Source organism: Acidobacteriota bacterium (genome assembly GCA_016208495.1).
Taxonomy (GTDB): Bacteria; Acidobacteriota; Blastocatellia; order Chloracidobacteriales; family Chloracidobacteriaceae; genus JACQXX01.
The window spans coordinates 1-15,409 of sequence record JACQXX010000004.1 but is presented as its reverse complement, the minus strand read 5'-3'; the positions used below and the strand labels follow the sequence as shown (position 1 = coordinate 15,409).

At 51.6% G+C, this 15,409-nt stretch carries 7 protein-coding genes; all 7 read left to right on the top strand.

The window, feature by feature from the left end; genetic code table 11:
• The first annotated feature begins 266 nt into the window (after nt 1-266).
• The 7 genes from HY774_00660 (at nt 267) to HY774_00630 (ending at nt 15,274) form a co-directional block, all read left to right on the top strand.
• On the top strand, nt 267-3,608 hold the full coding sequence (locus HY774_00660; GenBank protein ID MBI4746971.1) for a CHAT domain-containing protein: 3,342 nt from the start codon (nt 267-269) through the stop codon (nt 3,606-3,608).
• 150 nt (nt 3,609-3,758) lie between these two features.
• A complete protein-coding gene (locus HY774_00655) occupies nt 3,759-7,058 on the top strand; it encodes a tetratricopeptide repeat protein (protein MBI4746970.1) in 3,300 nt (1,099 codons plus the stop codon).
• 191 nt (nt 7,059-7,249) lie between these two features.
• Nucleotides 7,250-9,454: a hypothetical protein gene (locus tag HY774_00650; protein ID MBI4746969.1), complete on the top strand. Its 2,205-nt coding sequence runs from the start codon at nt 7,250-7,252 to the stop codon at nt 9,452-9,454.
• A gap of 621 nt (nt 9,455-10,075) precedes the next feature.
• Nucleotides 10,076-11,317, top strand: coding sequence for a tetratricopeptide repeat protein (locus HY774_00645; protein ID MBI4746968.1), 1,242 nt, complete (start codon nt 10,076-10,078; stop codon nt 11,315-11,317).
• Nucleotides 11,318-11,447: 130 nt separating this feature from the next.
• The gene (locus tag HY774_00640; protein ID MBI4746967.1) at nt 11,448-12,968 is read left to right on the top strand and encodes an AarF/ABC1/UbiB kinase family protein; all 1,521 of its coding nucleotides are present in this window, start codon (nt 11,448-11,450) and stop codon (nt 12,966-12,968) included.
• 431 nt (nt 12,969-13,399) lie between these two features.
• Nucleotides 13,400-14,431 (top strand): biotin synthase BioB, encoded by a 1,032-nt coding sequence (bioB, locus tag HY774_00635; protein MBI4746966.1) that lies wholly within the window; start codon nt 13,400-13,402, stop codon nt 14,429-14,431.
• Between the two features lie 117 nt (nt 14,432-14,548).
• Nucleotides 14,549-15,274 carry an ABC transporter ATP-binding protein gene (locus HY774_00630; GenBank protein ID MBI4746965.1) on the top strand — a complete coding sequence of 242 codons (726 nt, stop codon included), beginning with the start codon at nt 14,549-14,551 and terminating at the stop codon, nt 15,272-15,274.
• Nucleotides 15,275-15,409 lie beyond the last annotated feature (135 nt).

Below are 15,409 nucleotides of genomic sequence, written 5' to 3'. Positions count from 1 at the left end.
CCACCGGCTACTTTTTATTGCTCTGCTGGGCGGGAGTGGTCAAAATCAAGTGACCTTTCCACAACGAAGCAATTCAAAATCTGTTGTTACGCAGTCAAAATTTGAATGATAAACTTGGCAACCATAACCCTGACATTCAGAGTTGCTCTCGATCAGCCGTCATTCTTTCATTTCTAACTCCATAATGCCTGCCATTTGTCAAATTCAAGGTGCTTTTCATCCAGCATAACTTCAGCCCTGATTTAAAATTGAAAGGAATCCACCCCATGAAATGCCTGCTGTTTCGGGTGCAACCGTCTTCCAGCTTGACCCTGATCATCATCGCAGGTCTGCTTTTCATCGCTCACCTTCCCAATTCCCAGGCTGATGACTTTACAACTTTGCGGGCTCAGTCTTCAGAAGGAACAGTTCAAAACCAGTCGGAAGTTTCAGGCTCAATGTCAGCACAACTTGCTCCGATTACCGATCAGGACAGGGCTCAGACTGAGATTGAGAAACTCGATGCGGAGGCAAAAAAACTGTATCGAGCCGGAAAATATGATCAAGGCATCGTCCTGGCCCAGCAAGCGGTGGAACAGAGCGAAAAAATCTTTGGCCGCGACCATAGGCTGCTGGCAACCAGTCTCAACACGCTGGCTAATTTCTACCGTGCCAAAGCCGAATTTCAGAAAGCTGAAACCCTGTATCAGCGAGCCCTGGCCATCCAGGAGAAAAGTTTTGGTCCAGCTCATCCAGATGTTGCGACCAGCCTCCATAATCTGGCCCTGGTCTATCAGGCGACAGGTGACTTTCAAAAAGCTGATTCACACTACCAGCGGGCGCTGGCGATCCAGGAGAAGTCACTGGGCTCTGAGCACCTGGATGTGTCTATCACCCTCAACAATTTAGGGAACCTCTACAAAAACACAGGGGACTACAAAAAAGCCGAACCACTCTATCTGCGGGCTCTGACGATCAAGAAAAAAGTACTCGGCACTGACCACCCAAGTGTCGCCACCAGCCTCACGGGATTGGCTAATCTGTACCTGGAAAAAGGTGACTACAAAAAAGCCGAGCCGCTGTACCAGGAAGGGCTGGCCATCCGGGAGAAAGCACTGGGGGCTGACCACCTGGATGTAGCCAACAGTCTTACCAATTTAGCGCTTCTCTATAATGAAAAAGGGGACTATCAGCGAGCCGAACCTTTGTACCATCGGGCACTGGCCATCTATGAGAAATCACTGGGCTCTAACCATCCAAAGGTCGCCACGTGCCTCAACAACCTGGGCAAACTCTCCTGGGATCAGGGCAACTACCAGCAAACGGAACACTACCTGCAGCGGGCGCTGGCGATCCGGGAAAAAGTCCTGGGGCCTGACCACCCGGATACAGCGTTCAGTCTTCATAGTTTAGCCACCCTCTACACGACCAAAGGCGATCTGCAACGAGCCGAACCGCTTCATCAGCGGGCGCTGGCCATTCGGGAGAAAGTATTAGGCTCTGAACACCCGGAGACGGCAGGCAGCCTCAACAATCTGGCTAACCTCTACTGGGCCAGCGAAGACTATCAACGGGCGGAACCACTCTATCTGCGGGCGCTGGCGATCCGTGAAAAAGCGCTGGGCCCTGATCATCCGGAAGTCGCTGACACACTCAATGATCTGGCGAATTTGTATTGGACCAAAGGAGACTATCAACGCGCTGAACCACTCTACCAGCGAGCCCTGACGATCCGGGAGAAAGTGTTGGGAGCTGACCATCCAGCGACGGCCAGCAATCTCAACAATCTGGCGAATCTCTTCAACTCCCTGGGGAATTACCAGAAAGCCGAATTACTTTACCGGCGGGCCCTGGCCATCTATGAAAAATCATTTGGACCTGACCACTCACTGGTCGCGGCCAACTTCAACAATTTGGCGAATATGTTTCACGCCGCAGGCAATCTGCCACAAGCTATTCAATTTCAGATTCGAGCCAATGATGCCAGCGAATCGGATTTAAAGCGCAACCTGGTCGCAGGTTCCGAACAGCAGAAAATCCTCTATCTCAAACAAACAAGCAGTTACACCGATGCGACCCTGGCGCTGCATCTTCAGTCGGCGCCCCAATCCCGTGAGGCCAGACAGGCAGCCTTGACCGTGCTGTTGCGTCGCAAAGGACGGGCACTGGATGCCATGACGAAGGCTATTGAAACCCTGCGGCAACAGCAAACACCTGAGATTCAACAACTTCTGGAGACGTATGCCAGTCTTGCCGGTCAAATTTCGGTGCTGACGTTGCGCGGTCCTGACAAACAAACACCCGAAGGACATCTGGCCTACGTCAACGAATTGGAAAACCAAAAAGGCAGGCTGGAAGCCGAAATCAGCACCAAAAGCACTGAATTTAAAACTCAGGTGACGCCAATTACCCTGGAGAACATTCAGAAACAACTTCCGGCTGATGGCATGCTGATTGAATTTACCACTTACAAATCCTATACCCCCAAAACATTTCAATTTGGAACACTGCGGATGGCAATCTACACATTGGACCGTGCGGGTGAGATCAGGTGGGCGGATTTAGGTCCAGCCACCCCGATTGAACAGGCGGTGATAGCCCTTCGCAAGGCAGTGAGCACCCCCAGGACAGACCTGATCAAAGACGTTGCCCCAGCCGCCCAGGCGCTGGACAGGCTGGTGATGAAACCAGTCCGGGCGTTGGTCGGAAATACCCGGCACCTGCTGATTTCCCCTGACGGTGTATTGAATTTGATTCCCTTTGCTGCCCTGATGGATGAACAGGGAAAGTTCCTGGTCGAAAACTACACGCTGACCTATTTGACCAGCGGGCGTGACGTGCTGCGGCTGGCGGTCAAAAACGAAAGCCAGCAACCGCCGCTGGTGATCACTGACCCGGATTATCTGGATGGAACCGGACCACAAATGCTGGGCCACCAGCTTGGTCGGCTAGCACGACTTGCCGGAACCCGAGTTGAAGGCGAACAACTCAAGGCCATCTTTCCAACCGCGGTTTTGAAGGTGCGGGCTGAGGCAACCGAACAAGATCTGAAACAGGTCAAACGACCACTCCTGGTCCACATTGCCACCCACGGCTATTTTCTGGAAGATGCTCCCCAAACCTCAGAAACAACATCCTTAGATCAGTTTGCCCGAAATACTGGAAAGGCATCTTTTGATTTCGAAAAAGAACGCCACGCCAATCCCCTGCTCCGATCAATGTTATTTTTCGCCGGTGCCAATCAAGGCGGCACCGAAAACAACGATGGCGTAATGACGGCCCTGGAAGCCGCCCAACTCAATCTGTGGGGGACGAAACTGGTGGTACTCTCAGCCTGTGATACCGGCCTGGGTGACGTGAAAAACGGTGATGGCGTCTATGGCCTGAGACGCGCCCTGGTTCTGGCTGGAAGCGAAGCCCAGATGATGAGCCTCTGGCCGGTGTCCGATCAGGCCACCCGCGAACTGATGGTGGACTATTACACCCGGCTCAAAGCGGGTGAAGGTCGCTCTCAGGCGCTACGCAATGTACAGCTCAAGCTGTTGAAAACCCCCAGGCGGCAGCACCCGTTTTACTGGGCTTCATTTATTCAATCTGGCGAATGGACCAATCTGGATGGGAAAAAGTGAACTGAATCAGGGTTCAGGGTTCAGGGTTCAGGGTTCAGGGTTCAGGGTTCAGGGTTCAGGGTTCAGGGTTCAGGGTTCAGGGTTTTCGAGTTTTGGTCCTTTTCGTCCTTTTGTCCTTTTTGCCTTTCTCACCCACCACCGGAGGTCACTATGTCACATCCCCACACAGTGGACAAAACATTGGGTTTAAGCTGGTTTTTGGTGCTGGCGCTTGTGGTCAACCCTTTTGCAGTCATTGTCACCCTGGCACAAAGTATTGACCCACTGGAGGCTGGAAAGACAGTTGAACGGGAACTGAAAGGTGGTGAAAAACACCGTTTCTCAGTCCAGCTCAGCGCCAATGACCTCCTGAAACTGGTCGTGAACCAGAACGGGATTGACGTGGTGGTGCGGTTACTTGGGCCAGATGGAAAAACCGTGCAGGAAGTGGACAACCCCAACGGAATCCAAGGCGAAGAACCACTCTCGTGGATTGCAGAACAGACAGGGAGTTACACCCTGGAAATTGAATCTTTGGAAAAAGCGGCACCGTCCGGCAAGTACGAACTGAAGCCAGAAGCGATCAAAACTGCGACCGAGCAGGACCGGGCTCAACTGGAAATTGAAAAACTGCTTACCACAGGCGAACAACTCTATCGAAGCGGGAAATATGATCAGGCATTGACCTTTGCCCAGCAGGCCAGAACGAAAAGTGAAAGTATGTTTGGGCTGGAACACCCTCTGACCGCAACCAGCCTGAACCTGTTGGGCGCGCTCTACAAAAAGAAAAACAATTACGATCAGGCGGAAAAGCTGTACCTGCAATGTCTTGCAATCCAGGAGAAAATCTTTGGCCCTGAGCATTTAAAGACGGCGGATGTCCTGAACAATCTGTCCCTGCTCTATCTGGAAAAAGGTGAGTACGCCAAAGCGGAACCGCTGCGCCTTCGAACCAATGCCATTTGGGAAAAATCGCTTGACCCCAATCACAGTTCTATCGCCACAGGGCTGAACAATCTGGCAGCGCTCTATCTTGCCAAAGGCGAATATGCGAAAGCGGAACCGCTCTATCAACGTGCGTTGGCGATCAATGAGCACAATTTGGGGCCGAACCACCAACTGGTCGCCTTTGCCCTCAACAATCTGGCGTCGTTCTATAAGAACAAAGGCGACTATGTAAAAGCCGAACCACTCTTTCAACGATCTCTGGCGATCCTGGAACAAACAGGTGGTCCGGAGAATACGAATGTTGCGGTTGCCCTCAACAACCTGGCTGGACTGTACAGCCTGATGGGTGATGATCAACAGGCTGAGTCGCTGTACCAACGAGCCCTGGCGATTTGGGAGAAGATCTTTGGCAATGAGCACACCATGGTTGCCTTCGGTTTAAACAACCTGGGTACAACTTATTTTGACCGAAAAGACTGGGACAAGGCTGAGATGTTCTATCAGCGAGCCCTGGCCATCCGGGAAAAAGTATTGGGGCCAAACCATCCTAATGTCGCCGAATCTCTGAGTAATTTGTCTCTGCTTTACCAATTCAAACGCGATTATCTCCGGGCAGAACCCCTCTCCCGACGAGCCCTGGCCAGCCACGAGAAGGTGAATGGCCCCAGCCACCCGGTTACGGCGCTTGATCTGACGAATCTGGCAAATTTGGTGATGTTGGCAAGAAGAGATTTTGCGGAGGCTGAGCCGCTCCTTCAGCGAGCACTGGCCATCCGGGAAAAAGCGCTTGGCCCTGATCACCCGGAAATGATCTCCAGTCTGAACCTCCTGGCTGATTTATACCTGGGCAAAGGTGACATTGCCCGGTCCATTGCCTACCGAATACGGGGAGCCGATGCGGCTGAGCATAACCTTGAGCGCAATTTGGTTTCTGGTTCTGAGCGCCAAAAACAGCAGTACATGAAATCGTTTGTTATTGCTGAGGACCGAACCATTTCTTTAAATATTCAGCAAGCGCCACGTGAAAGAGCCGCGCTTGAAATTGCGATGACCCTGATCTTGCAACGCAAAGGGCGGGCACTGGATGCCATGACCAATGCGATAGCGACGTTGCGAAACCAAAGTGACCCTGAAACACAAAAACTGCTTGATGAGTACACAAATTTGGTCGGACAAATCTCGGTTCAGACGTTAAAAGGCCCTGGCCAAAAGAAGTTGGAAGATCATCTCACCTCCCTCAAAGCTCTGGGTGATGAAAAGGAAGCGCTAGAAAAAATCATTAGTCGCCGAAGTGCAGAATTTAAAGTTCAAACCACGCCTGTCACTTTGGAAAATGTTCAAAAAAATATCCCTCCAGATGCCGCTTTGGTTGAATTTGTCTTCTATCAACCCTACCTATCCAGAGCCAAATCACCTCAGTTGGGTGTGTATGTGTTCGATCACAAAGGGAGCATTCAATGTGCTGACCTTGGGGATGCGAAACACATTGAAAAAGCGGTCAGCGCCTTCCGCAAAGCGGTGAGCAATCCCAAAACAAACCTGGCACAGGACATCAAGCCAATCGCCCAGGAATTGGACCGGCTGGTGATGAAACCAGTCCGGGCGTTGAGTGGAAAGGCCAACCATCTGCTGATTTCGCCGGATGGGGTGCTCAACCTGATCCCATTTGCTGCCCTCATGGATGAGCATGGGAAATTTCTGATTGAAAACTATGAGTTGACCTACCTGACAAGTGGGCGTGACCTGTTGAAATTAGCCGTGAACATTGAGCCCCACCAACCACCTCTCATCATTGCCGACCCGGATTATCAGGACGGAGCCGGGCCTCAGACAATGGGGCGTCGCATTGGACGATTGACACGACTGATCGGCACCCAGGTTGAAGGCAAACAGATCAAGGCCATCTTTCCCGAAGCCAGATTGAAAATGAGGACTGACGCGACAGAACAGGATTTCAAACAGGTTGACCGGCCAGCGTTGGTCCACATCGCGACCCATGGCTCTTTTCTGGAAGATGCTCCTCAAACGTCGGAAACGACTTCGTTTGATCAACTGGACCGAAACATCGAAAAAGCCACTTTCAATTTCGAAAAAGAACGACAAGCCAATCCCCTGCTCCGGTCAATGTTATTTTTCGCCGGTGCCAATCAAGGCGGGACAGAAGACAATGACGGCGTGATGACGGCCCTCGAAGCCGCCCAACTCAATCTGTGGGGGACGAAACTGGTGGTGCTTTCGGCATGTGATACCGGTCTGGGTGACGTGAAAAACGGCGACGGTGTGTATGGTCTCAGGCGCGCCCTGGTTCTGGCTGGAAGCGAAGCCCAGATGATGAGCCTCTGGCCAGTGTCCGATCAAGGCACACGCGAGTTGATGGTGGACTATTACACCCGACTCAAAGCGGGTGAAGGTCGCTCCCAGGCGCTGCGCAATGTCCAACTCAAGCTGCTCAAAAATCCAAGGCGACAGCACCCGTTTTACTGGGCTTCATTTATTCAATCTGGCGAGTGGACCAGTCTGTAGGGCTGAGAAAACCGGGGCTCAGGGCTTGGGGCTGAAGACGTCGGGCTGAAGAAAACGGGCTCAGGGCTTGGGGCTTGGGGCTAAGAACTGAAGATTGAGCTTTTATTCTTTATTTGTAATTTCTTCATTTGTAATTTCTCTTAGCTATAAATCATTCCCAGTCAAACACATACCTTTATGAGGAAATCACCATGTGCCAGAGAAGATGTATTGTCCTGCTGGTCTTGTTTTTGACCATTTCCAGTCAAACATTTGCCCAAACACCAGCCAAAAAACGTCCGGCGGCCAAACCGACGGCAGAAACCACTCACGGCCAGTCGCTTCCGTTGCGGAAGGTCATTCTTTATAGCAATGGCGTGGCCTACTTTGAGCGACGAGGGATGATCACGGGAGATGCTGAAATCCATCTGCCGTTTAAACAATCGCAAATTGACGATGTGCTGAAATCAATGGTTGTGCTTGATTTAGGCAAAGGTCGGATTGGCGCGATCAGTTACAATTCTTCGGCCCCACCATCAGCCCGGCTCGGAGAAATCCCGTTCTCGATGCCACCGGAAACCGCCAACAATGACCCACGCGGTGGACTGGCCGGCGTGCTCCGGCAATTGCAGGGCGCTCAAATCAGCCTGACAACGGCGAATCGCACGGTCACCGGCGCCATTTTAAGCCTCGAACGCCGCACTACACCGGCGGTCGAAAAAGACAAACCTCCGACTATCACCCAAATGGTGGTGCTTGCCTCGGAAAGTGGCGAAATCACCAGTGTTGACCTGGCTGAAATCCGGAGTGTGAAGCTCCTCGACGAAGGCACCAAACGCGATCTGAACACCTTTACCGATGCAAGCTCCGCTGTTCGTCGCCGCGACGCCAAAACAATCGTGGTGACTTCGGAAGGTGAAGGTCAGCGGGAAATGGTCGTAAGCTACACGATTGCCGCCCCGATTTGGAAAACCTCCTATCGGGTGGTGATGGATAGCAGCGGAAAGCCCTTTTTCCAGGGATGGGCGATTGTAGACAACATCAGCGAAGAAGACTGGGAAAACGTCTCGCTCTCGCTGGTTTCAGGGACGCCGATGTCATTCATTCAGCCGCTCCAGCAACCGCTCTACCGGTACCGCCCGGTGCTTCCAATTGCCAGTGACGTCCACCTTGACCCACAGAATGTCAACCCGGTAGATCTTTCAGTGACTGATGGTGACTCACCAGAATCTGAAGAAACCTCAACCGTGACTCAAAGACAGATTCAAGAATTGCCGTCGCCAGCCTCACAAGGTCAATTGAATCTGGCTCAAATCCAAGCTGGGGTGAATACTATAGGGAATGTGTACTCCAATAATTCAACCGGCCCAACAACAACCCTCAGTACAGCAATCACTACCGGTGAAGCTGGAATCACTTCGACTTCAACCGGAAACGAAATTGGAGATTTGTTTGAATACAAAGTTTCGCAACCAGTGACGGTTCGGCGTGACCGGTCAGCCCTGGTGCCGATTCTGCAGGAAAAACTCGAAGGCGAGCGAGTGTCGCTCTACAACGAAGCCATCAACAAAGAGCGCCCGATGAACGGCGTGCGACTGCTCAACTCTACCAAATTGACGCTTGAAAGCGGGATTCTGACAGTGGTGGACAGCGATGCCTATGCCGGAGAAGGCAGCATTGACCGCTGTAAGCCGGGCGAACGCCGGTTTGTTGTCTATGCGCTTGATTTGGGTACGCTGGTCACGACCAAAACCGAATCGGAACAAAAACCAGTGTTTCTGGTGCGGAAATATTATGGCACCTTTGAAATTCATTACTATCTGGTTGAAAAGAAGAAATTTACCGTCACAAACCAGACTGACCGCCCCAAAACGGTCTATCTCGAACACCCTATCCGTCAGGGCTGGACTTTGACTAAAGACATGGGTGAACCACCGTCAAAAAGTCCAACCGTCAACCGGTTCCGGCTCGAACTGGGTCCACGTGAAACCAAAGAATTTGTCATTTCTGAACAGCAAGCCACAATGGACTCCTATTCGTTCAGTGATCTGGTCCGTGAAAACCTCGAATACTTTCTTGAAAAAGGTTATGTGGATGAAACCACTCGCACGGTTCTGGAAAAAATCATCGCCAATAACCAGAAAGGGCGAGAGCTTCAGGAAATGATTGAACGGGCCGATGAAGAAATCGAAAAAATCGGCGAAGACCAGGAACGGTTGCGCGAAAACATCAAAACACTCAATGAAACCTCGGAAGCCAAACAGTTGATTGCGCGCTACGTGGCCAAAATCAACGACCAGGAAACGCGTGTCGAGGAACTCACGAAGGCTAAAGCGAATGCACGGGCTGAAATCCAGCGCCTCCAACAAGAACAACAGGCCATCGTCAAAGCCTTTGTGTTTGAAAAGAAATTTTAAGGGAGTCGGATGGAAATATCATACCACCAGGGTTCAGGGTTCAGGGTTCAGAGCCAGATACTCCACGTTGAGTGGTACCCGCCAGTTCCCCAGTCTTCATCTTGAGTGGGATCAGTCAACTCATCGCCGAAACCCTGAACCCTGAACCCTGAACCCGATTTCAGTGGGATTTTATTTTCTTCTGGGTCCCTAAGAACCAGGGCTGAAAAAATCAGGGCTTGGGGCAATCAAAGGGATGAAGGATGAAGGATGAAGGATGAAGGATGAAGGATGAGGGATGAAATGAAACCAATTCTGCAACCCGTCTTCTTCAGCCCGACTTCTTCAGCCCTTAGCCCTCAGCCCAATGTCTTCAGCCCTGGTTTTTTTCAGCCTCAGATTCCTGACGGCTTCATTTTTTACAAAATCGAGACGGTGTTGAGTTGGTTCTTTTTGTAAACTAGGTTTTCTTTGGATCTTATTGATCTTCCAGATAACTGAAACCTGAATAACAAACTCTCTTTTCAACCGTTCAAGATCCTGTTCCAACGTTGGGAAGAAAAACCTGCCCGCAGGTCAAGCACCGGTTTTGTTGTTCAGGGAATCAAATTCCAAAATTTCTGTGAACCACTTGAGGGTGACTTGATTTTTCGTCTCCGAACTCGACAACGATTCTATTTGATCACGGCTGCGATTGTGGGCCTGCTGTCCCTGGCCTTGCTGTATCGGTTTTCGTACTGGATTGGCGGGTTGGGTCTGGTTATCACGGCTGCCATCTATTTTTGTTCCTACCTGGAATGCATTGTCTTTGATGGAAACGCGCTCACCCGAACGGGGCCAATCACCTGGGTCCTGGCCCAATTCAGCGGTCAAAACTGGTATTTGCCAATTGGCGAAATTGAAATGATCGCCACTGAATCCACCCGCCTCCGGTTTCCACCTGACCGAATTCGCTATCGCTATCGCACGCTGGTTTTGGGCAGCAACGCTGAATTTGTGCTCAATTCAAGCGAACCGGGCTATCCCCAACTGGCCAAAGCTCTGTTTTGCTCAGTCGGTGAAGATAAACTTGATCCTCGATCCAGCGAATTGCTCTACTATTTCGACAGGGTTGAAGGCTACGAGAGTTTTGATTTTCCACAAGATCATCTCTCCAAACTTCCCACCCAGCTCTTGCGCTCCATCGCCAATGGGTTACGGCTTTCAGGCCAGATGCGGCAGGCATTGAACTGCTTTATGGTGGCCTACCAGCGCGAACCAAACAACCCGCATCTGCTCTATGAAATGGCGCGATTTCTGCGTTCGCTGGCGGCCCTCGATGGCCCACGACTCCTCACCCGGTCAAGCGCCTGTTTGCGCCTGGCCGCCCGGATTTCACAAAACGAACCTCGATTGCTTGAGCGTATCGGCGAGACGTATTTTGAACGCCTGGAATATGATCGGGCTTCACGGTGCTTTGCACGGGCCCTGGAACTTGACCCAAATCTGTTTCGGGCCCATGTCGGAATGGCTGAGATTGCCCTCCGATCCGGCAAACTCGCCCACGTTGCCCACTTCTACAGTACCGCCGCCCACTCAACCCTCGATGTCGCCCAGGCTCGATTGGCCAACCGGGAAGCATCCTATTATGGCCGGCTCTGCAGTGATGAAGACTATCTGGAAGCTGAAATTAACCGCATCACCATGCTGCGTCACCTGCGGTGGATTCGAACGGCGGCGGCGACGGTGTTTTTTATCGCCTTGACCGCCGCCTGTCTGGTCAGTGCGTTTTTTGCTCCGCTTGAAACCCTGTCCTGGTCGTTTGTTATTTCCTCCAGTTTTTTGTGGACGGTAGCCACCCTCGGGCTTCAGTGGTACAACAAGCGCCTCGATGCTACAGTGTGAGGCTGAACCGCCAGCCTCCAGGTGTCTTCTGGTCCAGGCAACGGTATCCAGCGGCGTCCCAGATCATCATCCCCCATTTCCCGTTTCAGGTCGCCGGTGAATCTCAATTTCCGCGAGGCAGCGACTTCCGGTGACCAATTCCACGTTGACCCGATTGACCCACAATTTTTCCCAGGCATTTCGATCAGGATGGCGGTTTGGATATGTCACATTTTTGCTGTCGCCATTTCTGATCAGTTTCCTGCGAGATCATCGCCGTTTTATCAAATGGGGCGTGCCCCGCGATCTTTCGCTTGCCGCACATCATCGGCGGGCACGATGGCTGGTCAATATCTTCGGCCATTTGGGCCCGGCCTTTATTAAACTGGCCCAGATTCTGGCGGTTCGCGAAGACCTCCTTCCCAAACTCTACGCCCAGGAATTTTCCCGCCTCCTTGATCAAACCCCAGCCGCCAACTGGGACTATGTCGAAGCCACGGTCCGCCGAAATACCGGAAAAGCTCCATCCGACATCTTCGAATCGCTCCAAACCACACCGATTGCCTCGGCTTCGATTGGACAGGTCCACCGTGCCAGATATCAAAACCGTGACGTGGTGGTCAAAATCCGTCGGCCACAAGTGGTTGAAACCATTCTGCTTGACACTTCGACCCTGTCTATTTTGATGGACTGGATTCGCCCGATCTTTGGGTCGCATTACCTGTATCGAGGGTTTGAAGTTTTACTCAGTGAATTTAAGCGCATGGTGGTCGCCGAACTTGATTTCCGAATCGAAGCCGCCAATGCTGATCGGATTCGAGCCCAGGAACCTCGCCATCCACGGCTGATCATCCCGGAAATGATTCCAGAACTGATTTATGAAGATTTACTGGTGATGGAATTTTGCGAAGGGGTTCGCATTGATCAGGTCGAGACCATTCGCACTTATGGTGTAGATTTAAATGAGTTGATCGAAAGCCTGCTTGAAATCGTCTTTTCCCAGTTGCTCGTCCACGGTTTTTTTCATGCCGACCCGCATCCTGGAAACTTACTCATTAATCGTCAGGGCCAGATCATCCTGCTTGATTACGGCATGATGGATGAATTTGACCCGGTCACACGCGACGATTTTCTGGGGTTAATTCTGGCAGCCAATAATAATGACTATGACGAAGTCACCCGCAAACTGTACCTGCTCGGGATGGTTGCCACCGATGCCCCAACCGATGATTTGCGGATGGTCACCGAGACAATTTTGAACCTTCGATTTCTGGTGCGCACCCACCAGCGTCAGGTTCAGCAGGCCGTTGAAGAACTTTTTGAAAAGACCCGGATCCTGCATCATCTCCGAATGCCACGCCAGATGGTCTACCTGATGCGAATGGGCACACTGATCGAAGGTGTTGCCATTCGTTTTGACGATAACTTTGACAGCATTCGCGATGCCGTTCCGATTGCCAAACGAGTCGGGTTGCGCATCATTGCCCGGATCGTTCCCTTTGCCACAGCACTCCGCTACACGGCTGAAGTGGTGGCTGAACAGGTTGACGCCTTCCTTGGTCGCCTCACCCAGCGCAAAAAAGTCACCGTGGTCCGCAATTTCGTCAGCGACGTCACGCGCCGCCTCCGCCCAACCCCAAATACTCCGGCCCTGCCAATTCAGAGTGAGTAGCGAGTAGCAAAGAGTCAGACAAGAATTCTTCCAGGTAAGGGATTGTAAAAAATCAACTTCCCGTTTTCGTTTGGGAATCAGGCATTTGGATTGAGCATCCTGAAAGGCTGCCGTTTGGATAGCCGGTGGTTGCGAGGTTTTGGGAGCTACCACCGGCTATCCGAACGGCAACGCTTCGCGGTGCAAAACCAAAACCTGGACGTGGCAGAACTCGCCCCAGGAACTTATTTTTTAACGCTCCCTAAAGATCAACCACGTTCTCTTTGGTGACTGGGAACACTTAACGCAGGTGGCACTGGATTGACGACGTGCGACTCGCTTTGTCTTCGCTCTTTCGCTCGGCTCTATTGACTCACAGCCACAGAGCACCAACAATGAGTCGTCCCCTTTGTCCTTTGTTTTTTACTTTCCACACAATTTGGAGAATTTGCATGGTCTGCGAAGCATTTGACCCGAAAGGCATTTCCGCCGAAGAAGCCCTCAATCTAATGAATCTGGAAGGCGCGGCCCTGTTTGAAGTATTTGCCCGCGCCGGACGTGTCCGCGAACATTTTAAAGGCAACGAAGTCCGGATGTGTTCGATTGTGAATGCCAAAAGCGGTGGTTGTCCTGAAAACTGCTCGTTTTGTTCACAATCGGCTCATTATTCCGGCGAAGCTTCTCGCTATCCATTGATGACACCTCAGCAGGTGGCTGAAAACGCCCGTGCCGCCGCTGCCGCACACGCCACTGAATTCAGCATCGTCACGGCCACGCGTGGCGTGAATGAACCCAAAGCCCTGGGCCAAATTGCCGATTCGGTTCGAGCCGTCCGTGATGCAGGACTCGAAGCCTGCGCTTCGCTGGGACTTTTGACTGAAAACTCATTGCAAGTTCTCAAAGACGCTGGAATGCAGCACGTCCATCACAATCTGGAAACCTCGCGGTCGCATTTTGATAAAATTTGCACCACTCATACCTATGACGACCAGATTGAAACCGTGCGGTCAGCTAAAAAACTGGGATTTGATGTCTGTTGCGGTGGAATTTTCGGCATGGGTGAAACCCGCGAACAACGGGTTGAGCTGGCGGTTACCTTGCGTGAACTGGATGTTGACCATATCCCGATGAATTTTCTCGACCCGCGCCCAGGCACCCCGCTGGCGGATGTCGAACGGCTTTCCCCAACCGAATGCCTGAAAATCATTGCCGTCTATCGGTTGATGATGCCCACCAAAGATATTTTTGTGATGGGTGGTCGCGAAGTAAACCTGCGCGATATGCAATCGTGGATCTTTATGGCTGGTGCCAACGGCATGCTGCTTGGCAACTATCTCACCACCAGAGGCCGGTCAGCCGAAGACGATCTGAAAATGCTCGCGGATTTAGGCATGAAAATTAAGCTGCCTGAAATAAAACCGGCACCAAATGACACGGTTGAGCGTCCAATGAAGCTGACGCAATTGCGACGGGCAACCAGTTAAAAAATGAAGAATGATGAGTTATGAATTATGAAGAGGGTATGTGGTTAACCGGCAATTGCTGAGCACATTCATCGCCCATAACTCATCATTCATAACTCAGAGTTCATCATTCAGGTTATGGAAATTACTCTTCGACAGGTTTCCAAGCGATATCTTCTTCTGGACGCACTCAAAGAGGTAAATGCCACGATTGAGCCAGGAGAAATTGTAGCCGTGTTGGGGTTAAATGGTGCCGGGAAAACCACGCTCCTGCAGTGCCTGGCTGGAATTGTGCAGCCTACCAGTGGAGAGATTTTATTTGACGGCGAACACTTACGCCGGGACCGGCTTGATCTCCGCCGCCGGTTTGCCTTTATGCCAGATATGCCGTTTTTGTTTCCTGACTTGACTCCGATCAGACATATCGGCATGGTACTGAAACTCTATGAAAAAACCTATGCCGGCATTGAAGACCGCGTGGTGGATATTTTGCGCGGGTTGGATTTGCTGCCGCTGGCGGAATCCCGCATCGGGACGCTCTCGCGTGGACAGGCGTACAAAGTTGGTTTAGCCGCGTTGATGGCCGCCGAGCCTGAACTCCTGATGCTTGATGAACCGTTTGCTTCCGGAATGGACACCCAGGGCATGTCCGCCATGAAGCTCTTTTCGCGCGAGGCCGCCTCGCGTGGCAAAACTGTGGTCTACACAACTCAAATTCTCGAAGTCGCCGAAGCCTTTTCGCATCGGGTCCTCATCCTTAATCGAGGCGAAGTCTTTGCCTTTGACCGACTTGAACGGCTATTGACCATGCCGGGTGATGATTTGTCTTCCGTGTTTAAGCGGTTGCGCGAGCAGCGAAGCTAAGTGAGTTAGCAAAAGTTATTTGAAAAAAGATTTCAACCAAAAGTTCTTTGATAAGATGCCAGCCTTGAGTAAGGCTTCAGTCTGAGTCAGTGATTGAATCCATTGCTCAGCAAAGTCAGCGTGCTGGTCAATATC

Coding starts and splice junctions, on each gene's coding strand:
- HY774_00655 (MBI4746970.1), top strand. CDS start 3,759: ATGTCACATCCCCACACAGTGGACAAAACATTGGGTTTAAGCTGGTTT.
- HY774_00650 (MBI4746969.1), top strand. CDS start 7,250: ATGTGCCAGAGAAGATGTATTGTCCTGCTGGTCTTGTTTTTGACCATT.
- HY774_00660 (MBI4746971.1), top strand. CDS start 267: ATGAAATGCCTGCTGTTTCGGGTGCAACCGTCTTCCAGCTTGACCCTG.
- HY774_00630 (MBI4746965.1), top strand. CDS start 14,549: ATGGAAATTACTCTTCGACAGGTTTCCAAGCGATATCTTCTTCTGGAC.
- bioB (MBI4746966.1), top strand. CDS start 13,400: ATGGTCTGCGAAGCATTTGACCCGAAAGGCATTTCCGCCGAAGAAGCC.